Source organism: Cellulomonas sp. Marseille-Q8402 (genome assembly GCF_965119525.1).
Genome location: NZ_CBCPLX010000002.1, coordinates 590,935 through 611,607, shown reverse-complemented (window position 1 = coordinate 611,607; position 20,673 = coordinate 590,935). Strand labels below are relative to the sequence as shown.

19 protein-coding genes are annotated in these 20,673 nt (G+C 74.9%); 7 read left to right on the top strand and 12 right to left on the bottom strand.

Going from position 1 to position 20,673, the window contains the following annotated elements:
* Positions 1–22 precede the first annotated feature (22 nt).
* Entirely contained in the window at positions 23–1,879 is a 1,857-nt protein-coding gene (locus ACWPWW_RS13825; protein ID WP_454050935.1) for a protein kinase domain-containing protein, read from the bottom strand.
* A 136-nt stretch (positions 1,880–2,015) separates the two neighbouring features.
* Between ACWPWW_RS13825 and ACWPWW_RS13820 the strand changes: the two genes are divergently transcribed.
* The 5 genes from ACWPWW_RS13820 (at position 2,016) to ACWPWW_RS13800 (ending at position 8,529) form a co-directional block, all read left to right on the top strand.
* On the top strand, positions 2,016–3,467 hold the full coding sequence (locus ACWPWW_RS13820; RefSeq protein ID WP_454050934.1) for an alpha,alpha-trehalose-phosphate synthase (UDP-forming): 1,452 nt from the start codon (positions 2,016–2,018) through the stop codon (positions 3,465–3,467).
* Positions 3,460–4,290: a trehalose-phosphatase gene (gene otsB / locus ACWPWW_RS13815; protein ID WP_454050933.1), complete on the top strand. Its 831-nt coding sequence runs from the start codon at positions 3,460–3,462 to the stop codon at positions 4,288–4,290. The genes ACWPWW_RS13820 and otsB overlap by 8 nt, the downstream gene beginning before the upstream one ends.
* A 9-nt stretch (positions 4,291–4,299) precedes the next feature.
* The gene (locus ACWPWW_RS13810) at positions 4,300–5,877 is read left to right on the top strand and encodes an outer membrane protein assembly factor BamB family protein (RefSeq protein ID WP_454050932.1); all 1,578 of its coding nucleotides are present in this window, start codon (positions 4,300–4,302) and stop codon (positions 5,875–5,877) included.
* A gap of 173 nt (positions 5,878–6,050) precedes the next feature.
* The gene (locus ACWPWW_RS13805) at positions 6,051–7,175 is read left to right on the top strand and encodes an ABC transporter ATP-binding protein (protein ID WP_454050931.1); all 1,125 of its coding nucleotides are present in this window, start codon (positions 6,051–6,053) and stop codon (positions 7,173–7,175) included.
* A gap of 82 nt (positions 7,176–7,257) precedes the next feature.
* Positions 7,258–8,529 carry a DUF4032 domain-containing protein gene (locus ACWPWW_RS13800; protein ID WP_454050930.1) on the top strand — a complete coding sequence of 424 codons (1,272 nt, stop codon included), beginning with the start codon at positions 7,258–7,260 and terminating at the stop codon, positions 8,527–8,529.
* A 22-nt stretch (positions 8,530–8,551) separates the two neighbouring features.
* Here the strand turns inward: ACWPWW_RS13800 and ACWPWW_RS13795 are convergent, their stop codons facing one another.
* From ACWPWW_RS13795 to ACWPWW_RS13780, 4 genes are all read right to left on the bottom strand, one after another.
* Positions 8,552–9,037, bottom strand: a complete 486-nt coding sequence (locus ACWPWW_RS13795; RefSeq protein ID WP_454050929.1) for a pyridoxamine 5'-phosphate oxidase family protein — start codon at positions 9,035–9,037, stop codon at positions 8,552–8,554.
* Positions 9,038–9,203: 166 nt separating this feature from the next.
* Positions 9,204–10,205 (bottom strand): 23S rRNA (guanosine(2251)-2'-O)-methyltransferase RlmB, encoded by a 1,002-nt coding sequence (gene rlmB, locus ACWPWW_RS13790; RefSeq protein ID WP_454050928.1) that lies wholly within the window; start codon positions 10,203–10,205, stop codon positions 9,204–9,206.
* A complete protein-coding gene (cysS, locus tag ACWPWW_RS13785; RefSeq protein ID WP_454050927.1) occupies positions 10,205–11,644 on the bottom strand; it encodes a cysteine--tRNA ligase in 1,440 nt (479 codons plus the stop codon). Before cysS ends, rlmB begins: the two co-directional genes overlap by 1 nt.
* An 11-nt stretch (positions 11,645–11,655) precedes the next feature.
* Positions 11,656–12,579 (bottom strand): LysR family transcriptional regulator, encoded by a 924-nt coding sequence (locus ACWPWW_RS13780; RefSeq protein WP_454050926.1) that lies wholly within the window; start codon positions 12,577–12,579, stop codon positions 11,656–11,658.
* Positions 12,580–12,651: 72 nt separating this feature from the next.
* Here ACWPWW_RS13780 and ACWPWW_RS13775 point away from each other — a divergent pair, with 72 nt between their 5' ends.
* Positions 12,652–13,599, top strand: coding sequence for an EamA family transporter (locus ACWPWW_RS13775; protein WP_454050925.1), 948 nt, complete (start codon positions 12,652–12,654; stop codon positions 13,597–13,599).
* Between the two features lie 11 nt (positions 13,600–13,610).
* On the opposite strand, the gene ispF is transcribed toward ACWPWW_RS13775, so the two are convergent.
* The 3 genes from ispF to ACWPWW_RS13760 are packed head-to-tail and all read right to left on the bottom strand — an operon-like array spanning position 13,611 to position 15,358.
* Positions 13,611–14,108 carry a 2-C-methyl-D-erythritol 2,4-cyclodiphosphate synthase gene (gene ispF / locus ACWPWW_RS13770; protein ID WP_454050924.1) on the bottom strand — a complete coding sequence of 166 codons (498 nt, stop codon included), beginning with the start codon at positions 14,106–14,108 and terminating at the stop codon, positions 13,611–13,613.
* The gene (gene ispD, locus ACWPWW_RS13765) at positions 14,105–14,842 is read right to left on the bottom strand and encodes a 2-C-methyl-D-erythritol 4-phosphate cytidylyltransferase (protein ID WP_454050923.1); all 738 of its coding nucleotides are present in this window, start codon (positions 14,840–14,842) and stop codon (positions 14,105–14,107) included. The genes ispF and ispD overlap by 4 nt, the downstream gene beginning before the upstream one ends.
* 33 nt (positions 14,843–14,875) lie before the next feature.
* On the bottom strand, positions 14,876–15,358 hold the full coding sequence (locus tag ACWPWW_RS13760) for a CarD family transcriptional regulator (RefSeq protein WP_122148867.1): 483 nt from the start codon (positions 15,356–15,358) through the stop codon (positions 14,876–14,878).
* A 422-nt stretch (positions 15,359–15,780) separates the two neighbouring features.
* On the opposite strand from ACWPWW_RS13760, the gene ACWPWW_RS13755 reads away from it, so the two are divergent.
* Positions 15,781–16,383, top strand: a complete 603-nt coding sequence (locus ACWPWW_RS13755) for a hypothetical protein (RefSeq protein WP_454050922.1) — start codon at positions 15,781–15,783, stop codon at positions 16,381–16,383.
* 120 nt (positions 16,384–16,503) lie between these two features.
* On the opposite strand, the gene pstB is transcribed toward ACWPWW_RS13755, so the two are convergent.
* The 4 genes from pstB to pstS form a co-directional block, all read right to left on the bottom strand.
* Positions 16,504–17,283, bottom strand: a complete 780-nt coding sequence (gene pstB, locus ACWPWW_RS13750; RefSeq protein ID WP_454050921.1) for a phosphate ABC transporter ATP-binding protein PstB — start codon at positions 17,281–17,283, stop codon at positions 16,504–16,506.
* Positions 17,284–17,329: 46 nt separating this feature from the next.
* Complete coding sequence (gene pstA, locus ACWPWW_RS13745) at positions 17,330–18,304, bottom strand: phosphate ABC transporter permease PstA (RefSeq protein WP_454050920.1); 975 nt, start codon at positions 18,302–18,304, stop codon at positions 17,330–17,332.
* Between the two features lies 1 nt (position 18,305).
* Entirely contained in the window at positions 18,306–19,322 is a 1,017-nt protein-coding gene (pstC, locus tag ACWPWW_RS13740; protein ID WP_454050919.1) for a phosphate ABC transporter permease subunit PstC, read from the bottom strand.
* 130 nt (positions 19,323–19,452) lie between these two features.
* Entirely contained in the window at positions 19,453–20,568 is a 1,116-nt protein-coding gene (gene pstS / locus ACWPWW_RS13735) for a phosphate ABC transporter substrate-binding protein PstS (protein ID WP_454050918.1), read from the bottom strand.
* Positions 20,569–20,673 lie beyond the last annotated feature (105 nt).

Sequence of the window (20,673 nt, the reverse complement as noted above, 5' to 3'; positions counted from 1 at the left end):
GGATCTGCGTCCGACGACCGCGTCAGGTGCCGACCGGCAGCGTCGGCTCGGTCAGCGGCGTCCAGTCCACCCCGGCCCCCGTGGCCGCGAGCGCGACGAGCACCCCGGCGCCGAGCAGCGCCAGCAGCACGACGACCGTCGCGCCGCCGCTCCCCGGTGCGAGGCCGCCGAGCAGCCGGCGCGCGCCCGTCCGGGTGGTCCGGGCCAGCGGTCCCCACCAGAGCGCGGCGAGCCCCGCGGCGGTGGCGGCGGCGAGCAGCACGGCGACGGCGTCGGGAGCCGGGGCGTCGTCCACGGCGCGCAGCGGACCGGCCACGAGCGTCCCCGAGCCGACCAGCCACCAGCCGACGCCGAGCACGATGACCAGCACGCTGGCCGCGACCAGCAGGGACGGCAGCAGCGTCACGAGCGACCGCACCAGGTGCCAGGGGCTGGAGGCGACGGCGCGCAGGGCGTCGGAGCGGCGGGCGCCCACCCGCTCCCGGCGCCGCGCGAGCGACTCTCCTACCGACCCGACCGTGCGGGCGAGCAGCACCAGCGGCACGAGCACCAGCAGCGCGATCCCGGGCCGCAGCGCGGCGGCGGCCACGGCCAGCAGGGCGAGCGCGAGCAGCGACCCGGCCCGCCGCGGGGGCTCGGGAGCGGGCTCGGGCTCGAGGGGGGTCTCGTCGTCCCACGCCTGGGTCGGGGCGCCGTCGTCCTCCCAGCCCCGTCCGTCGTCGTCACCCGGGCGGCGCGGCGCGAGGCTCGGCGGCAGGCTCACCGGCTCACCGGCCCGGGGCGACCCCGGCTGGAACGCGCGGGTCGACCCGTCCTGCGCGGGCACGTCCGCGGGTGCGAGCACCGCGGTGCCCTCGGGTCCCAGCACGGCCGTGGCCCCGCTCGCGACCGCCGCGGCCCCCGCGGGCAGCGGTCCGGTCGCGGCGGGCTGGGCGATCGTCGGCGTGCCGTCGGCCGCGCCGAAGGCCACCGTGCTGCCGGCGGCCGTGGCGGCCTGACCCCCGCGCCCGGCGCCGGGTCCGCCGGCGGACGTCAGCGCCTGCGTCGCCGCCTCCGGCGCGTACGCCTCGCCGCGCCGCACGGCCTCCGCGAGCGCCTCCACCACCTGCCCCGGCTCGGCGCGGTCGGCGGGGTCGGCGGCGAGGGCGTCCCACAGCGCGCCGGCGGTGACGGGCCCGAGGCCGGCCAGGTCGGCGTCGCCGCTGCGGGTCCGGACCAGCACGGCCTCCAGCGGCCGGGTGCCGAACGGCGCGCGGCCCGTGGCGGCGTAGGCGAGCAGCGCCGCCCACCCCCACCAGTCGGTCGCGGGCGTCGGCTCGGCACCGTCGACCAGCTCGGGCGCGAGGTAGCCGGGGGTGCCGACGACGAACCCGGCGGACGTCACGCGGGTCTCGTCGACGGACTGCGCGATGCCGAAGTCGATGATCACCGGGCCGTCGGCGGTGACGAGCACGTTGCTCGGCTTGAGGTCCCGGTGCACCACCCCGGCGGCGTGCACGGCCGCGAGCGCGTCGTGCAGCCCGGCCGCCAGGCGGTGCAGCGCGCCGGCGTCCAGCGGCCCGCGCAGCCGTACCAGCTCGGCCAGGTCGTGCCCGGGGACCAGCTCGGTGACGAGGAACGCCTCCGTCGAGTCCGCCTCGGCGTCCAGCACGGCGGCGACGCCGGGGTGCCGCAGCCGCTGCAGGGCGAGCACCTCGCGCCGCAGCCGCTCCCGGGACGAGGGGTCCGCGCCGACGTGCGGGTGCAGCAGCTTGAGGGCGACGGGCGTGCCGCCGCCGTCGACCGCCCGGTACACCGTGCCCATGCCGCCGGAGCCGAGGGGCGCCAGGATGGTGTACCCGCCGACCTCGGCGCCCGGTGACAGCCCCATGCGCTCCATGTCGGCACGGTAGCCGCCGTGCGCGGGCGTGCCGTGTCGGCACGCGGCGCGACGTGTGAAGGCCGGCCGCGCGCACCGCGGGCGACCGCGCGGGGGTCACGTTAGGGTCAGGACGACCCCAAGGAGCTGAGCATCAGTGACATCTGCTGGTTATGACCTGGTCGTCGTCGCCAACCGCCTCCCGGTCGACGTGACCGTGGGCGAGGACGGCGAGCCGAGCTGGACCCGGTCCCCCGGCGGTCTGGTGACCGCCCTCGAGCCCGTCGTGCAGAAGTCCGACGGCGCGTGGGTCGGCTGGGGCGGCTCGGCCGACCTCGAGCTGGAGCCGTTCGACGCCGACGACATGCGGCTGGTCCCGGTCAGCCTCACGCAGGACGACCTGACGTACTACTACGAGGGCTTCTCCAACGACACGCTGTGGCCGCTCTACCACGACGTGATCCAGCCCCCGACGTTCCACCGGCAGTGGTGGGACGCGTACCAGCGGGTGAACCGCCGGTTCGCGAACGCGGCCGCCGCCCAGGCGGCACCGGGCGCGACGGTGTGGGTGCACGACTACCAGCTGCAGCTGGTGCCGAAGTACCTGCGCGAGCTGCGCCCGGACGTGCGGATCGGGTACTTCCACCACATCCCGTTCCCCCCGCTGGAGATCTTCGCGCAGCTGCCGTGGCGGCTCCAGGTCGTCGAGGGCCTGCTCGGCGCGGACCTGATCGGGTTCCAGCGCGGCGGGGACGCCGCCAACTTCGTGCGGATCGTCCGGCGGCTCACCGACCTGTCGACCCGCGGCCAGATGATCTCCCTCACCGACGGCGAGGGCCGGGTCGAGCGGCACGTCCGCGCCGCGGCGTTCCCCATCTCCATCGACTCGCACGCCTTCGACCGGCTGGCCCGCACCCCCGAGGTGCAGCAGCGGGCCAAGGAGATCCGGCACGAGCTCGGCGACCCGGAGGTGCTGCTCCTCGGCGTCGACCGGCTGGACTACACCAAGGGCATCCGGCACCGGATCAAGGCCTTCGGCGAGCTGCTCGAGGACGGCCGGCTGACGGTCCCGGAGGCGACGCTGGTGCAGGTCGCGTCCCCGAGCCGCGAGAACGTCGGCGCCTACCAGCAGCTGCGGGACGACGTCGAGGTCCTGGTCGGGCGGATCAACGGCGAGCACGGCGAGTTCGGCCACCCCGCCGTGCAGTACATGCACCACTCCTACCCGATGGAGGAGATGGCGGCGCTGTACCTGGCGGCCGACGTCATGCTCGTCACCGCGCTGCGCGACGGCATGAACCTCGTCGCGAAGGAGTACATCGCCGCGCGCTCCGACGACCGGGGCGCCCTGGTGCTCAGCGAGTTCACCGGGGCCGCGGACGAGCTCGGCGGTGCGGCCATCCTGGTCAACCCGCACGACATCGTCGGCCTGAAGAACGCCATCCAGCACGCCGCGAACATCGACCCGCGCGAGGCGCGCAAGCGCATGCGCCGGCTGCGGCGGCGGGTGCTGGAGAACGACGTCGCGCACTGGTCCGACTCGTTCCTGTCCGTGCTGGGCGCGGTGCCGGTGCGCGACCAGCACGCCGGGGAGGACGACCGTGGCTGAGACGCCCGACGACCTGACGACGGCGCTGCGGGACCTGCTGGCCGACCCCGCGCGGCAGCCGGTGCTGGTCGCGCTCGACTTCGACGGGACGCTGGCCCCGCTGCAGGACGACCCGCAGGCCTCGCGCGTGCTGCCCGAGGCCGTCACCGCGCTGCAGCGCCTGGCGACCCGGCCGGACGCCGTCCGGCTGGCCCTGGTCTCCGGCCGCTCCATGCAGGACCTGCACCGGCTGGCCGAGGTGCCCGTCGGCACCGTGCTGATCGGCAGCCACGGCGCCGAGCGCGCCCGCGTCGTCGACCACGGCCTGGACCGCGCCGTCATCACCCTCACCGACGAGCAGGCGGACCGGCTGGCCCGGCTCGGCGGCGAGATGCAGTCCGTCGCGCGCGGCCGCGACGGCGTGTGGGTCGAGACGAAGCCCGCCGCGGTCGCGGTGCACACGCGGATGGCCGACGCGGCGACGGGCGACGAGGCGGAGCGGGAGGCGCTCGTCGTCGGCGAGCGGCTCGGGTCCAAGGTGCTGCACGGCAAGAAGGTCGTCGAGGTCTCGGTGCTGGACGCCGACAAGGGCGCCGCCCTGGTCGCGCTGCGGGACGAGCTCGGTGCGGGCGCGGTCGTGTGCGCGGGCGACGACGTCACCGACGAGCACGCCTTCGAGGCCCTCGGCCCGGACGACCTGACCGTGAAGGTCGGCGCCGGCGAGACCCACGCACGGTTCCGGGTGCCGGACCCCGAGGGGTTCGCCGCGGTGCTGTCGCGGCTCGCCGACGACCTGTCCGGCTCGACGCCCGACCCCGCGCGGGGAGCGACCTCCGGGGCATAGGTTGCGGCCATGAGGCGGTCGCGGGACGCGATGCAGGACGTCGAGCTGGTCGACGTCGCGACCGACCTGCCGCTCCTCCCCGTCGCCGCCGACCCGCAGGCCGACGCCGCGCACGCCCGGCGGGTCGCCCGTCGCCGGCGCCTGGCCCGCCGGTGGTGGCCCCTGCCCGTCGTCCTGGTCGCCGCCGTCACCGGCACGCAGCTGGTGCTCGACGCCCGCGAGGACGCCCGGGTCGCCGCCCGGCAGGAGGTCCCGGGCGTCCTGCGCGCCGTCGAGCCCGGCCTGCCCGCCGCCCGCCGCTTCGACCAGGACACCGCCTCCGTCGTGCTGTCCGGGGTGGTCGTGGGCGACCTGCGGGTGGGCGTCGCGTCGCCGCCCTGGGACGCCGCGCGCGAGCTGGTCGCCCTCGACCGGCAGGGGGACCAGGTGTGGTCGACGTCGCTGGAGGACGGGGAGGCCACCGCGCCGGACACCGGCATGGAGTACCCGCTCTGCGTGGCCGACGCCGAGCCGGTCCAGGTGGTCCGCTGCCTGGTCCTCGACCGCAGCGCCGCCGACGCGCCCGACGACTCCGGCACCTGGTCGCCGGTGCCGCCGTCGGCCGCGCGGCTGGTCTCGCTCGACGCCACCACCGGCGAGGTGCGCGGCACCCGCGACGTCGAGCCGATGTCCGGCTGGGGCGGCGCGGGCGGCGTGCAGGTGCTGACGTCCATCACCGACGGCACGATGCGCGTGACGGCCTGGGACACCGCCGCCGACCGCGACGGCCCCGAGGACCCCGCCGCGGCGCCGCTGTGGCGCACCGACGTGGCGCTCGGGGACGGGGACGCCGTGGAGCGGCTCTTCTACCCGCCGAGCGTCACCGTGACCCCCGAGCGGGTGCTGGTCCAGGGCGACCTCGGGTCGTGGTCGTTCGCCGCCGACGACGGCCGGCTGCAGGCCGCGGAGCGGCAGTACCTGTCCGTGTCCCGCACGGGCCGCCTGCTCGCGGCGGACGGGCAGGGCGCGCACCTGGTGGACGACACCGGCGCGGTCGTCGTCGAGCTGGCGGGCACGCCGCTGTACCTCGACGTGGACGACGGCACGGTCCCGGGCCTCGAGCTCATCACCGCGGTGCGCGACGGCGGCCGCGTGCTCGCCGCCGTCGACGTCGAGACCGGCGTCGAGCTCTGGAGCGCGCCGCACCCCCGGTGGACCGAGGCGTCGGTCGTGCTGCTGGAGGGCGTGCTCTACGGCTCGGACCAGGACGCGCTGTGGGCCGTCGACGCCGCCACAGGGCGCGAGCTGTGGCGCACCGTCGTCGACGTGTCCGGGGACGGCACCTCGGTGATGACCGACGGCCGCTACGCCTTCGTCCTGGCCCGGCCCGACGACCTCGCCGAGGTCGGCGTGACCGTCGGGCCGCCGGCCGGCGAGCAGGGCGGCCCGGCCGGGGAGACCGTCCCGCAGCGGGCGCTCGCGGCGTTCGACCTGGGCACCGGCCGGCCGGCGTGGGCCACCCGCCTGCCCGCCGACGTGCAGGGGGTCTGGCCGTGGCAGGGCGACCTGCTCGGGTACGGCGACGCCGACGTGGTGGTCCTGAACTGAGTGCTGCACGTCGGCGCCCGGGTCCATCCCCGCAGGCAGGGGACGTGTGGCAGGATGTGCCGTGGACCGAGGGGGGTCACCGACCTCCCTCGACCCGTGTCAGCGCAGACACTCTGACACTCTTCACGACGGATCGTCCGGCACGTACCTGCCGGTGAAGGGATTGATGAATCATGGCTACGGTCACGTTCGACAAGGCCACCCGGGTGTACCCGGGGACGGAGCGCCCCGCGGTGGACGCCCTGGACCTCCACATCGAGGACGGCGAGTTCCTCGTCCTCGTCGGCCCCTCCGGCTGCGGCAAGTCGACCTCGCTCCGCATGCTCGCGGGCCTCGAGGACGTCAACGCCGGGCGCATCCTCATCGGCGACCGCGACGTCACCGACGTCCAGCCGAAGGACCGGGACATCGCGATGGTGTTCCAGAACTACGCGCTCTACCCGCACATGACGGTCGCCGACAACATGGGCTTCGCGCTCAAGATCGCCGGCACCCCGAAGGCGGAGATCCGCACCCGCGTCGAGGAGGCCGCCAAGATCCTCGACCTCACCCAGTACCTCGACCGCAAGCCGAAGGCCCTCTCCGGTGGCCAGCGTCAGCGCGTCGCCATGGGCCGCGCCATCGTCCGCCAGCCGCGCGTCTTCCTCATGGACGAGCCGCTGTCGAACCTGGACGCCAAGCTCCGCGTGCAGACCCGCACGCAGATCGCCTCGCTCCAGCGCCGCCTCGGCGTCACCACGGTCTACGTCACCCACGACCAGACCGAGGCGCTCACCATGGGCGACCGCATCGCGGTGCTCAAGGACGGCCTGCTCCAGCAGGTCGGCACGCCGCGCGACATGTACGACACCCCGGCCAACGTGTTCGTCGCCGGCTTCATCGGCTCCCCGGCCATGAACATCGGCACGTTCCCGCTGACGGAGGGCGTCGCGAAGGTCGGCACCGCCGGCATCGCCGTCCCGCGCACCGCGCTCAGCGCGCTGGCCTCGGACGACAACAACACCATCACCATCGGGTTCCGCCCCGAGGCGCTGGACGTCGTCCCCGAGGGCACCCCGGACGCGATCCCGGTCGTCGTGAACATCGTCGAGGAGCTCGGCTCCGACGCGTTCGTCTACGGCTCCCTGGCCGTCGAGACCGGCGCCGCGCAGGTCACCTCCGGTGCCGGCGACTCGCAGGTCATCGTCCGCGTCGACCCGCGTCAGGTCCCCGCCAAGGGCGAGAAGATCTGGGTCCGCATCCGCACCGGCGAGCAGCACCTGTTCCACGCCGGCTCGGGCGAGCGCATCGCCGTCTGACGCACGGCACCTCCACGCCGAAGGGGCGGGACCGGCACACCACCGGTCCCGCCCCTTCGCCGTCCGATGGGAGAATCGGAGCATGACCCCTCGCACGCGCCTGCAGATCACCGCGGCCGCGCCCGACCCGGCGCTGCTCGACCTCCCGTGGGACGTGCCGCTCGCCGACTGGCCCGCCGACCAGCTCGCCGCGCTCCCCCGCGGCATCTCCCGGCACACGGTGCGGTTCGCCCGGCTGTCGGGGCGCGTCATCGCGATCAAGGAGATCGGCGAGACCGTCGCCTACCGCGAGTACGAGCTGCTGCGGCAGCTGAGCAAGCTCGACGTCCCGAGCGTCGACCCGGTCGGCGTCATCACCGGCCGCACGGCACCGGACGGCGAGCCGCTCGAGGCCGTGCTCATCACCCAGCACCTGCGGTTCTCGCTGCCGTACCGCGCGCTGTTCAGCCAGTCGCTGCGGCCCGACACCGCGACCCGGCTCATCGACGCCCTGGCCGTGCTGATGGTGCGGCTGCACCTCGCCGGCTTCTACTGGGGCGACGTCTCGCTGTCGAACACCCTGTTCCGCCGCGACGCCGAGACCTTCGCCGCGTACCTGGTCGACGCCGAGACGGGCGACCTGCACGACACCCTGACCCCCGGCCAGCGGGCATACGACCTCGAGGTCGCGCGGGTCAACATCATCGGCGAGCTGATGGACCTGCAGGCGGGCGAGTTCCTCGAGGAGGACGTGGACGCCGTCGCCATCGGCGCGATGCTGGTCGAGCGCTACGACGAGCTCTGGACCGCGCTCACCACGGCCGAGCAGTTCGGCCTGGACGAGCGCTGGCGCGTGCAGGCCCGCATCGAGCGGCTGAACGACCTGGGCTTCGACGTCGGCGAGCTCGACATCACCACCGACATCGACGGCACCAGCGTCCGCATCCAGCCGAAGGTCGTCGACGCCGGGCACCACTCGCGCCGCCTCATGCGGCTCACCGGCCTCGACGTGCAGGAGAACCAGGCGCGCCGGCTGCTCAACGACCTCGACCAGTACCGGGCCGCGACGGACCGGCAGAACGACGACGAGACGTTCGTCGCGCACGACTGGCTGACCGAGGTGTTCGAGCCGGCGGTCCGGGCCGTGCCGCGTGCCCTGCGCCCGAAGCTCGAGCCGGCGCAGCTCTACCACGAGCTGCTCGACCACCGGTGGTTCCTGTCGGAGCGCAAGCGCCGCGACGTCCCGATGCGCGAGGCCGTCGCGTCCTACGTGCAGGACATCCTGCCGAACCGGCCGGACGAGGAGTCGGTGCTCGGCGTCTCCGCGGCCGATCTCCGCGAGGACACCGACACGATCCCGGTCGTCCAGGACTGACCCCGGCGGGCCCGCCCGAGGGTCAGAGGTCGACGCGCGCGTTCTCGCCCTCGAGCCGGTCGCCGGTGACCTTGGACTTCACGAAGCTCAGCAGGGTCGCGACCCGGCCGCCGGGGGCGTCCCAGTACTCCGCCGACTCGGCGCGCACGCGCACCAGCACCGACTGCGGGGACTCCGGGCCCTCGGGCAGCCACGCCTCGACGCCCGCGCTCCACAGCTCGCGCTTCTTCGCGACGTCGTCGAGCACGGAGGCCGTGCCGGCGACGGACACCCAGGTGGCGCCGGACCCGACGGCGACGTTCACGCCGGGGTGGGCGGCGATGTGGTCCACCTTGCGGGAGGCCCGCTCGGCGAAGAACCACAGGTCGCCGTCGAACTCGACCTCCTGCAGCGCCATCGGGCGCGCGACCAGGGTGCCGTCGGGCGCGACGGTGGTGAGCACGCCGAGCCGCTGGTCCTGCAGCAGCCCGGCGACGGTGCGGACGGGGTCGGTGCTCTCGGTGCTCATGCCCCCATCGTGCGGCGCCCCCGCCGGCACCGCACCCGGGCGTCGGCCCGCCGCGGGAGGGCCGCCGCGCGAGGGAGGCACCGACACGTCGAGGGAGCAACCAGCGGCTGCTCCCTCGACGCGTCCCGTGCTCGCTCGCGGCCGGCCCGCGGGCCGGGCCTGCGCGTCAGGCGGTGCGCTGCCGGGCGACCTCGTACAGGGCGATGCCCGCGGCCACGCCGGCGTTGAGGCTCTCGACCTCGCTCGCGATCGGGATGGAGGCGATCGCGTCGCAGTGCTCGCGCACCAGACGGGACAGCCCCTTGCCCTCGGAGCCGACGACCAGCACCAGCGGGTCGGCGGAGTACGGCAGCTCCTGCACGGAGACGTCGCCGCCGCCGTCGAGCCCGACGACGAAGCAGCCGGCCTCGTGCAGCCGCTCGAGCGCGCGCACCAGGTTGGTGGCGCGGGCGACCGGCACGCGGGCGGCGGCACCGGCCGACACCTTCCACGCCGACGCCGTCACGCCGGCCGAGCGACGCTCGGGCACGAGCACGCCGTGCGCGCCGAACGCGCCCGCGGACCGCAGGACGGCGCCGAGGTTGCGGGGGTCGGTCACGCCGTCGAGCGCGACGATCAGCGGGGCGCGGTCGCTCGCGGCGGCCACGTCCAGCAGGTCCTCGACGTCGCGGTACTCGTACGGCGGCACCTGGAGGGCGACGCCCTGGTGCACGGAGCCGTCGGTCAGCCGGTCGAGCTCGGGCTTGGTGACCTCGAGCAGCGGGTAGCCCGCGTCCGCGGCGGTGCGCAGGATCTCGCGCGTGCGGTCGTCCGCCTCCAGCCGGCTGGCGATGTACACCGTCGACACGGGGATGCCCGCGCGCAGCGCCTCGACGACCGAGTTGCGGCCCGCGACCACCTCGGTGGCACCGGCGCCGCGGTTGCGGCCCGCAGCAGCGCCGCCGCGACCGGCCGGGCGGTTGCCCGACGTGCGGCCGCCGGCGACGTTCTGCCGGCGCTCGGTCGCGGCCTTCTTCTTGCCGGCCGGGTGGTAGGTCCGGTCCTCGGCCTTGGGGGTGGGGCCCTTGCCCTCGAGCCCGCGGCGGCGCTGCCCGCCGGACCCGACGCTCATGCCCTTCTTGCTGCCCGGCTTGCGCGTCGCGCCCCGGCGCTGGGAGTTCCCGGCCATCAGTCCTCGTCCTCGGTCGTCGGGCGCGCGGCGAGTGACCAGCGCGCGCCGGTTGCGTTGTCCTCGACGGCCACCCCGGCGGCCGCGAGTCGGTCACGGATCGCGTCCGCGGTGGCCCAGTCCCGGGCGGTGCGGGCCGCGGCCCGCGCGTCGAGCTCGGCGCGCACCAGGGCGTCGAGCGCCTCGGCGTGCCGGTCGTCGGTGCGGCCGGCAGCCCACTGCTCGCCGGCCGGGTCCAGGCCGAGCACGTCGAGCATCGCCCGGACGGCGACCAGCCCGGCGCGCACGCCGGTGTCGTCGCCCGCGGCGAGCGCGGAGTTCCCGGCCCGCAGGTGCTCGTGCACCACCGCGAGCGCGGCGGGCACGTTGAGGTCGTCGTCCAGCGCGACCCCGAAGCCGGCCGGCAGGTCGGCCGCCGCGAGCTCCGCGGCGGTGACGTCGCCGACCCGCTCGGTCGCGCGGTCGACGAAGCCGGCGAGCCGGTCCCAGGTGGCCTCGGACTCGGCGAGCGTGTCCGGCGTCCACTCGAGCATCGACCGGTACTGCACCGCCGTCAGCGCGTAGCGCACGACGGCGGGCCGGACGGTCTCGAGCAGCGTGCTGACCAGCAGCCCGTTGCCGAGGGACTTGCTCATCTTGGCGCCGGACTGGGTGACCCAGCCGTTGTGCAGCCAGTACCGGGCGAACCCGTAGCCGGCCGCGCGGGACTGCGCCTGCTCGTTCTCGTGGTGCGGGAACCGCAGGTCCAGGCCGCCGCCGTGGATGTCGAAGGTGTCGCCCAGGTAGCGCTGCGCCATGGCGGAGCACTCGAGGTGCCAGCCGGGGCGGCCGCGGCCGAACGGGGTGTCCCAGGCCGCGGTCTCCGGCTCGCCGGGCTTCGCGGCCTTCCACAGCGCGAAGTCGTGCGGGTCGCGCTTGTCGCCGCCCGCGCCGTCGGGCGCGGGCGCCATGTCGTCCAGGCGCTGGCTGGTCAGCGAGCCGTAGTCGGCGTACGAGCGGACGTCGAAGTAGACGTCGCCCTCGGCCGCCACGTACGCGTGCCCCGTCTCGACCAGCCGCTCCATCAGGGCGACCATCGCCGGCACGTGGCCGGTGGCGCGGGGCTCGTAGGTCGGGGGCAGCACGCCGAGCGCGTCGTAGGCCGTGGTGAACGCCCGCTCGTTCTGCATCGCCCACGCCCACCAGGCGACGTCGGCCTCGGCCGAGCGCGCCAGGATCTTGTCGTCGATGTCGGTGACGTTGCGGACCATCGTCACGTCGTGCCCCGTGCGGCGGAGCCAGCGGACCAGCACGTCGAACGCGACGGCGGACCGCACGTGGCCGATGTGCGGCGGTGCCTGCACCGTCGCCCCGCACAGGTAGATGCCCACCTTGCCCGGGACCACGGGGACGAAGTCGCGCACCTCACGGGTGGCGGTGTCGAACAGGCGCAGGCTCACGAGGGTCAAGGCTACCGGTCGGGGCGGTCCGGGCCGCCGGGGTCGTCGTCGAACCGCGCCGCCTCCGCCCGCAGCGCGTCGAGCACGCGGCGGACCACGCGGCGCTCGGCGCGGTCGGGGCGGACCAGGGCGTCGACCCGGCGACCCGCCCGGACACCCGCCAGCGGCACCAGGACGGCGCCCCGCCGGCCCGCGGTGTGCCGGGGCAGCAGGCTGACGCCGTGGCCGGCGGCCACCAGCGCCTCCACCACGCCGAAGTCGTTGAACCGCTGGACGACCCGGAGCGGCGCGCCCGCGGCCGCCCCCACGGCGTCGAGCACACCGGCCACCGGGAAGCCCTCGCGGACCGCGATCCAGGGCTGGTCCACCAGGTCCGCCGGGGTCAGGACGTCCCGCCCGGCCAGCGGGTGCCCGGGCGGGAGGGCCACGTCCAGCGGCTCCCGGAGCAGGGGCACGGCGCGCACGTGCGCAGGCCAGGCGGCCGCGGCGTCGGGTCGGTGCGCGACGACGACGTCGAAGTCCGCGGTCAGCCCGGGGAACTCGTCCTGGGCGACGTCCTCGTCCCCGAGCTCGACCCGCACGCCGTCCATCGCGGCGACCCGCCGCAGCAGTCCCGGCAGCAGCAGCTCGGCGCCGGACTGGAACGCCGCGACCCGGACCAGGCCGTGCGGGGCGGACCGGAACGCGTCGACCGCCGCCTCGGCGCGCTCCAGGGCGACCGCCACGTCCGCCGCCGCGTCGGCGAGCGCGTGGCCGGGGCCGGTGAGCCGCACCCCGCGACCGACCCGCTCGACCACCTCGACGCCCGCGTCCCGGGCGAGCGCCCGCAGCTGCTGGGACACCGCGGACGGCGTCAGGTGCAGCTCGGCGGCCGCCGCCGTGACGCCGCCGCGGTCGCGGACCGCGCGCAGCGTGGCGAGGTGACGGGTGTCCATGCAGCGACGCTACAGGGTCGGTGCGCGAATACTCGATGGTGCTGCACGGTCGTGGTGCCGCACGATCGGGGCATGCCGCTACGTGATCGTCTGCTCGCCCTCGTCGTCGCCGTGCTGTGGGGGCTGAACTTCCCGGCGATCCACCTGTCGCTCGAGCAGTTCCCGCCGTTCTTCCTGGTGGCGCTCCGCTTCGCGCTGCTGGCGGTGCCGACGCTCCTGCTCGTGCCCCGGCCGCAGGCTCCCGTGCGCTGGCTGATCGGGTACGGGGTCGGGTTCGGCGTGCTGCAGTTCGCGTTCCTCTACCTGGCCATGGACACCGGGATGCCGACGGGCCTGGCCTCGCTCGTGCTCCAGGCGTCGGCCCCGTTCACGGTGCTGCTCGGCGCCGTCTGGCTGCGGGAGCGGATCTCGGCGCGGCAGGCCGTCGGCGTCGCGGTCGCGATCTGCGGGCTGGGCGGCATCGCGGCGCTGCGGGCCGGCGACGGCGCCTCGGCGGGGCTGCTGCCCGTGGTCCTCACCCTGTGCGGCGGGCTCGGCTGGGCGTTCGGCAACGTCTCCAGCCGCCAGGCCCACCCCGACAGCCCGATGCGGTTCATGCTGTGGATGTCGGTCGTCCCGCCGCTGCCGATGCTCGCGCTGTCGCTCGTCGTCGACGGGCCGGCGGCCATCGGCCGGTCCCTCACGACGCTCGGGACCCCCGTCGCCGCCTGGGCGCTGGGCGGCCTCGCCTTCACGGTGCTGATCGCGACGGTGATCGGGTCGGGCATCTGGACCACGCTGCTGGCCCGGCACCCCTCCGGGGTCGTGGCGCCGTTCTCGATGCTGGTCCCCGTGGTCGGCATCGGGGCGTCGTGGCTGATCTTCGACGAGCGCCCGGCCGCCGGCGAGCTGGTGCTGGGCGCGGTGATCGTCGCGGGGGTCCTGGTGGCGACCCGGCCCCCGCGCACGCCCCTCCGTCCGCTACCGGACCCGCTGCCCGCCCCGGACCCGCTGCCCGCCCCGGACCTGCGCCCGGCCTGACCCGGCGGCGGTCAGCCCCGCGGCACGACCAGGGCGGTGGCGATCGCCGCGACGCCCTCGCCCCGGCCCGTCAGCCCGAGGCCGTCGGTCGTCGTCGCACTCACCGACACGGGAGCGCCCGCGGCGGCGGACAGCGCCGCCTCGGCCTCGGCCCGGCGCGGGGCGAGCCGCGGGCGGTTGCCGATCACCTGCACGGCCACGTTGCCGACGTCGAACCCCGCCGCCCGCACCAGCCGGGCCGCCTCCGCGAGCAGGGCGGTCCCCGCGGCCCCGGCCCACTCCGGGCGCGACGTCCCGAACTGCGACCCGAGGTCGCCGATCCCCGCCGCGGACAGCAGCGCGTCGGCGGCGGCGTGCGCGGCGACGTCCGCGTCGGAGTGCCCCGCCAGCGGCCGCTCCCCCGGCCAGGCGAGACCGGCCAGGTGCAGCACCGCGCCGGGGGCGGGGTCGGGATCGTCGGCGTGCACGTCGACGCCGATGCCCGTCCGCGGCAGGACCGGCCCCGTCACGCGCGCACCGCCGCGCCGTCGGTCCGCGCGAGCAGCTCGGCGACCGCCAGGTCGCGGGTGGTGGTGATCTTCATCGCGGACTCCTCGCCGGGGACGACCCAGACCTGCTCGCCGAGCGCCTCGACCAGGGCGCCGTCGTCCGTGGCGGCGGTGGCCTCGTCGGCGGCGCGGTGCGCACCCGCGGCGTGGGCGGCGTCGAGCAGCGCGCGGTCGAACCCCTGCGGCGTCTGCACGGCGCGCATGCTGGCCCGCGCGACGGTGGCGACCACCGGGGCGACGCCGTCGACGTCGTCGCCGACCTGCTTGATGGTGTCGGCGACCGGCAGGCCGGGGACCACGGCGCGGTGGCCGGAGCGGACGGCGTGCTCGACGGCGCGGACCAGTGCCGGCGACGCGAGGGCGCGGGCCGCGTCGTGGACCAGCACGACGTCGACGTCGGGCGGCAGCGCGGCGAGGCCGGCGGCCACGGAGGCCTGCCGGGAGGCGGCGCCCTCGACGACGGTCACGGGGACCCCGAGCCCGGGCCGGACCGGGCCGGCCAGCAGCGCGCGGAAGCCCGCGACTCGGCCGGGCGGGGCCGTGACGACGATGGACGCGACGACGCCCGACGCCGCGAGGCGCCGGGCGGCGTGGAGCACGAGCGGGACGCCCGCGAGCTCGACCAGGGCCTTGGGCCCGGAAAGACCGAGCCGCGTGCCACTGCCGGCGGCGGTGAGGACGACGGCGGTGGGCACGCGGCGGCGGTCAGGTCGAGGGGCGGCGCGTCGTCAGGACGCGAGCACCTCGTCGAGGATGGCCTCGGCCTTCTCCTCCTCGGTGTGCTCGGCCAGCGCGAGCTCCGAGACGAGGATCTGCCGGGCCTTGGCGAGCATGCGCTTCTCCCCCGCGGACAGGCCGCGGTCGGCGTCCCGGCGGGACAGGTCGCGCACGACCTCGGCGACCTTGATCACGTCGCCGGAGGCGAGCTTCTCGAGGTTGGCCTTGTAGCGGCGCGACCAGTTGGTCGGCTCCTCGGTGTAGGGGGCGCGCAGCACGTCGAACACGCGCTCCAGGCCCTCCTGGCCGACGACGTCCCGCACGCCCACGAGGTCGACGTTCTCCGCCGGCACCTCGATGGTCAGGTCCCCCTGGGCGACCTTCAGCTTGAGGTAGATCTTGTCCTCGCCGCGGATGGTCCTGGTCTTGATCTCCTCGATCAGCGCTGCACCGTGGTGCGGGTAGACAACCGTCTCCCCAACAGTGAAAGTCATCTGCAGGTGTCCCCTTTCGCGGAGTGCCAGTCTACCACGTGGTCAGGTGGGGACTTTGTGCAGATCCACCGCGTTTGCGCAGGTCAGAGCGTTGTGGGCCACGTCAGCGATCCGACACGCCGTGCGCCGGGGGTGCCTGACGGGCCCGACGTGGCTAGTCTCCGACGAGGGCCTCGTGCGGCTCGCGGACGTCCCCGCGCTAGCCTGCGCCACCCCGGCTGACCTGCGACGACGCCAGGGGCGACCTCCGTCGTCGAGGGCTCGCGGACCCGTGCCCGACCGACACCGCGCCGCCACCTGTGCGCCGCCCCGGCGACGCCACGTAGGCTCGTCCTCGCACGCCGCGCGCGTGCGCCCGCTCCCGCGCGGCACCGCCGCGCACCCGCCCCCGTGCACCGCACCAGCCCCACCGAGGAGTCACCGTGGCCCGCAGCCGCACGTCCGCCCGCCGCCCCGTCGTCGTCGGCGCGATCGCCCTGGCCGCCGCGGCGGTCCTCTCCGGCTGCTCCGCGACCAACCAGATCACCACGGAGATGGCGTACGCGGCCTCCGACGGCGTGCGGGCGTCCCTCGGGGACCTCACCGCCGAGAACCTGCTGCTCCTCGCGGCGGCGGCGGACGAGCCCGGTGCCCTCCAGGGCGCGCTGACCAACCGCGGCGACGACGCGCTCACGGTCGAGGTCGCCACCGAGGCGTCCTCCGAGCGGGTCCGGGTCGCGGCGGGCGAGACGGTCCTGCTGGGCGGGACCGAGGGCGAGGAGATCCTCCTCGAGACGCCCGGCGCCCCCGGCTCCACGGTCGCGCTGACCCTGAGCACCGACGCCGCGGGCACGGAGACGCTGCAGGTGCCCGTGCTGGACGGCACGCTCCCCGAGTACGCGGGCCTGGTCCCGGAGGAGGTCCTCCCCAGCGCGACGCCGACCGAGGAGGCCACCGAGCCGGCGGTCGAGGAGACGACCGAGGCCACGGAGCCCACCGGCACCGAGACCGAGGACGCCGAGCAGGCCGGCGGCAACGAGGGCTGACGCGCCCGCACCCCCCACGACGCAGCAGGCCCCGTCCAGGAGGACGGGGCCTGCTGCGTGCCGGCCCGGTGGCGCCGCGGGTCCCTCCCGACCCGTGGCGCCGCCCGGCCCCCCCGCGGCTCAGCCGAAGCGGCCGGAGATGTAGTCCTCGGTCGCCTGCTCCTTGGGCGAGGAGAACATCGTGGCGGTGTCGTCGATCTCGATCAGCCGGCCGGGCTGGCCGGTGCCGGCGATGTTGAAGAACGCCGTCCGCTCGGAGACGCGCGCCGCCTGCTGCATGTTGTGCGTGACGATCACGATCGTGTACTCGGACTTCAGCTCGGCGATCAGGTCCTCGATGGCGAGGGTCGAGATCGGGTCGAGCGCGGAGCACGGCTCGTCCATCAGCAGCACCTGCGGCTTCACCGCGATGGCGCGGGCGATGCACAGGCGCTGCTGCTGGCCGCCGGACAGGCCGGAGCCCGGGCGGTCCAGGCGGTCCTTGACCTCGTTCCAGAGGTTGGCGCCGCGCAGCGACTGCTCGACCAGGTCGTTCGCGTCGCCCTTGGACATCCGGCGGTTGTTCAGCCGCTGCCCGGCGAGCACGTTCTCGGCGATCGACATCGTCGGGAACGGGTTGGGGCGCTGGAACACCATGCCGACCTGACGGCGCACGGCCACCGGGTCGATGTCCGAGCTGTAGAGGTCGACGCCCTCGACCGCGACGGTGCCCTCGACGCGCGCGCCGGGGATGACCTCGTGCATGCGGTTGAGGGTGCGCAGGAAGGTCGACTTGCCGCAGCCGGACGGACCGATGAACGCGGTCACCGAGCGCGGCTCGATGGTCATGTTCACGTCGGCCACGGCCCGGAAGCTGCCGTAGTAGATGTTCAGGTCCTTGACGTCGATGCGCTGAGCCATCTCGGTCGTCTCCTTGGGTGTGGGGAAGGTCGGGAGGGGCGGCGGGTCAGCGGATCTTCGGGGCGAAGAGCCGGCTGACGAGGCGCCCGATGAGGTTCAGCACCATCACGATGAGGAACAGCGTCAGGGCGGCCGCCCACGCGCGCTGCAGGTTGATGTCCGGGATGCAGGCGGCGTCGCCCTCGGCGCACGGGACCAGACCCTGAGCGTACTGCCGGTACACGTACACCGGCAGGGTCATCATGCGGCCCTCGAACAGGTTGAAGTTGATCGAGTCGACCACGCCGACGGTGAGCAGCAGCGGGGCCGTCTCGCCGATGACGCGGGCGATCGCGAGCATCACGCCGGTGGTGAGGCCGGCGACCGAGGTGCGCAGGACGACCTTGATGATGGTCAGCCAGCGCGGCACGCCGAGGGCCAGGGAGGCCTCCCGGAGCTCGTTCGGCACCAGGCGCAGCATCTCCTCGCTGGACCGGATGACCACCGGGATCATCAGCACCGAGAGCGCCACGGACCCGATCGCCCCGAACTTGGCGCCCGGGCCGAGCAGCAGCGCGAACAGCGCGTACGCGAACAGGCCGGCGACGATCGACGGGATGCCCGTCATGACGTCGACCAGGAACGTGATGAGCTTCGCGAGCGGCTTCCCGCCGCCGTACTCCACCAGGTAGATCGCGGCGAGCAGGCCGATCGGCACCGAGATCAGCGCGGCGAACAGCGTGATCTCGAGGGTGCCGACGATCGCGTGGTAGATGCCGCCGGCGTCCATGCCGCCGAACACGCCGCGCATGGAGTTCAGCAGGAAGTAGCCGTCGAGGCGGCCGATGCCCTGGGACACCACCGTGTAGGTGAGCGACAGCAGCGGCAGCATCGCGACGACGAACGCGGCCGTGATGAGCACGCGCATCGTGATGTCGGTGCGCCGGCGCCGGCGGTCGTTGCCCTGCAGCAGCTCGCGCAGCGAGGCCGAGCCCTGCGGGACCTCGGGGGACGGCGTCGGGGTGGGGGTGGTCGCGGTCATGTCAGTTCGCCCCCGAGAAGTCCTTGCGCCGCGCGACGATCGCGCGGGCGGCCATGTTGACGGCCAGGGTGATGATGAACAGCGCCAGGCCGGTGGCGATCAGGGTCGCGACGCCGGTCTGGTTGGCCTCGGGGAACTGCGCGGCGATGTTGGCCGCGATCGTCTGCTGCTGCCCGGCGGCGAGCAGCTGGAACGAGTAGAGGAACCCGGGCGACAGGATCATCAGCACGGCCATGGTCTCGCCGAGCGCGCGGCCCAGGCCGAGCATGGCGGCGGACACGATGCCCGAGCGGGCGAACGGCAGCACGGCCATCCGCACCATCTCCCACTGCGTCGCGCCGAGGGCCAGGGCGGCCTCCTCGTGCAGGCGCGGGGTCTGCAGGAACACCTCGCGGCAGATGGCGGTGATGATCGGCAGGATCATCACGGCCAGCACCACGGCCACGGTCATCATCACGCGGCCGGTGGTGGACACGGTGCCGTCGAAGAACGGGATCCAGCCGAGGTAGCGGCCGATCCACTCCCAGACCGGCTGCACCATCGGGCTCAGCACCAGGCCGCCCCACAGCCCGTAGACGACCGACGGGATCGCCGCGAGCAGGTCGACGACGTAGCCGAGGGCGCTCGCCAGCCGGCGCGGCGCGTAGTGCGAGATGAACAGCGCGATGCCGATGGCGATCGGGGTCGCGATGACCAGGGACACCGCCGCGGCGAGCAGGGTGCCGAAGATCAGCGGGCCGATGAACCCGAGCAGCGTGGTGTCGTCCGGGAACCAGCTGATCTTCTCGGCCAGGAACGAGGCGTCGGCCGTGAGGGCCGGCCACGCGCGCTGCACCAGGAAGATCGCGACGGCGGCGAGGATCACGAGGATCAGCACACCGGCGCCGGTGGCGATCCAGCGGAACGTGCGGCTGCCGCCGCGGTCGCCGTGCCCGGAGCGCAGGCGCTTCGCGGTGGTGCCGGCGGGGACCGCGTCCGGCTCGGTGTTCCCCGTCGTGCGGGGCTGGGTGCTGGTCACGCTGTCTCCAGGGGGAGGCGGAGGAGAGAGGGCGTTCTTCGCGCCGACGGCCGGCCCACCCGCGGGTGGACCGGCCAGGGCCCGGGTGGAGGGGCGGCGACCGGGTCGCGGCCGCCGCTCCTCCCCCGTGTCAGGAAGCCAGCTCGATCGCGTCGATCGAGGCCTGGACGTCGGTGCGCAGCGCGTCGGAGATCGGCGCGGAGCCCGCGGCCGACTCGGAGGCCGCCTGGCCCTCGGCGGAGGCGACGTAGGTCGCGAACGCCTTGACCAGGTCCACGTCCTCCTGGGTGTCGTACGCCTGGCAGACGACGAGGTAGGAGGCGAGGATCAGCGGGTAGGCGCCGGCCTCGGTCGTGGTGCGGTCGATGTCGATGACGATGTCGCCCTCCTCGCGGGAGTCGTCGCGCGGCGAGACGTCGAGCGCCGCCGCGGCCGCCTCCTCGGTCGGGGCGACGAACTCGTCGCCGACGCCGATGGAGACCTTGCCGAGGTTGCCGGCCTTCGAGGCGTCGGCGTAGCCGATGGTGCCCTGGCCACCCTGGACGGCCTGGACCAGGCCGGAGGTGCCCTGGCCGGACTCCCCGCCCTCGATCGGCCAGTCGCCCGAGGCCTCGTCGGCCCAGGCGCCCTCGGACGCGGCGGCGAGGTACTCGGTGAAGTTCTCCGTGGTGCCCGACTCGTCGGAGCGGTGCACCGGCGTGATCGCCAGGTCCGGCAGGGTCGCGTCCGGGTTGGCCTCGGCGATGGCCGGGTCGTTCCAGTTCTGGATCGTGCCGTTGAAGATGTTCGCGACCGTCGCGGCCGAGAGGTTCAGCTCGGTGACGCCCTCCAGGTTGAAGATGACGGCGATCGGGGAGACGTAGACCGGCAGGTTCACGGCGGAGGCGCCGAAGCAGCGCTCCTGGGCCTGGGTCAGCTCCTCCTCGTCGAGCGCGGCGTCCGAGCCCGCGAACTTCGCCGAGGCGTCGAGGAACGCGGTGCGGCCACCACCGGACCCGACCGGGTCGTACGACACGGTGACGTCGGGGTTCGCGCTCTGGAACCCGGCACGCCAGGCCTCCATCGCCGACTCCTGCGACGACGCACCGGCGCCGACCAGCTCGCCGGAGAGGCTGCTCTCGGCGGTGTCGCCGCCGGAGGTCTCCGTGGTGCTGCCGGTCGGGTTGTCCGAACCACATGCCGTGAGGGAGAGGGCGACGACGCCAGCGAGGGCGAGGGCACCCGTACGACCGCGGTTGAGCTTCACAGTGTTCCGTCCTGTCGTGACGCGGCGCGCACCCGTCTGTGCGCGACCTGCGGCAGACGCTAAGCAGGCGAGGTGACCAGCCTGCCGTCCCCGGGTGAACCCCAG

Excerpts from the sequence above, each read along its gene's own strand:
- ACWPWW_RS13825 (WP_454050935.1), bottom strand. The coding sequence starts at position 1,879 with ATGGAGCGCATGGGGCTGTCACCGGGCGCCGAGGTCGGCGGGTACACC.
- ACWPWW_RS13810 (WP_454050932.1), top strand. The coding sequence starts at position 4,300 with ATGAGGCGGTCGCGGGACGCGATGCAGGACGTCGAGCTGGTCGACGTC.
- ACWPWW_RS13805 (WP_454050931.1), top strand. The coding sequence starts at position 6,051 with ATGGCTACGGTCACGTTCGACAAGGCCACCCGGGTGTACCCGGGGACG.
- ACWPWW_RS13800 (WP_454050930.1), top strand. The coding sequence starts at position 7,258 with ATGACCCCTCGCACGCGCCTGCAGATCACCGCGGCCGCGCCCGACCCG.
- ACWPWW_RS13795 (WP_454050929.1), bottom strand. The coding sequence starts at position 9,037 with ATGAGCACCGAGAGCACCGACCCCGTCCGCACCGTCGCCGGGCTGCTG.
- rlmB (WP_454050928.1), bottom strand. The coding sequence starts at position 10,205 with ATGGCCGGGAACTCCCAGCGCCGGGGCGCGACGCGCAAGCCGGGCAGC.
- ACWPWW_RS13780 (WP_454050926.1), bottom strand. The coding sequence starts at position 12,579 with ATGGACACCCGTCACCTCGCCACGCTGCGCGCGGTCCGCGACCGCGGC.
- ACWPWW_RS13775 (WP_454050925.1), top strand. The coding sequence starts at position 12,652 with ATGCCGCTACGTGATCGTCTGCTCGCCCTCGTCGTCGCCGTGCTGTGG.
- ACWPWW_RS13760 (WP_122148867.1), bottom strand. The coding sequence starts at position 15,358 with ATGACTTTCACTGTTGGGGAGACGGTTGTCTACCCGCACCACGGTGCA.
- pstB (WP_454050921.1), bottom strand. The coding sequence starts at position 17,283 with ATGGCTCAGCGCATCGACGTCAAGGACCTGAACATCTACTACGGCAGC.
- pstA (WP_454050920.1), bottom strand. The coding sequence starts at position 18,304 with ATGACCGCGACCACCCCCACCCCGACGCCGTCCCCCGAGGTCCCGCAG.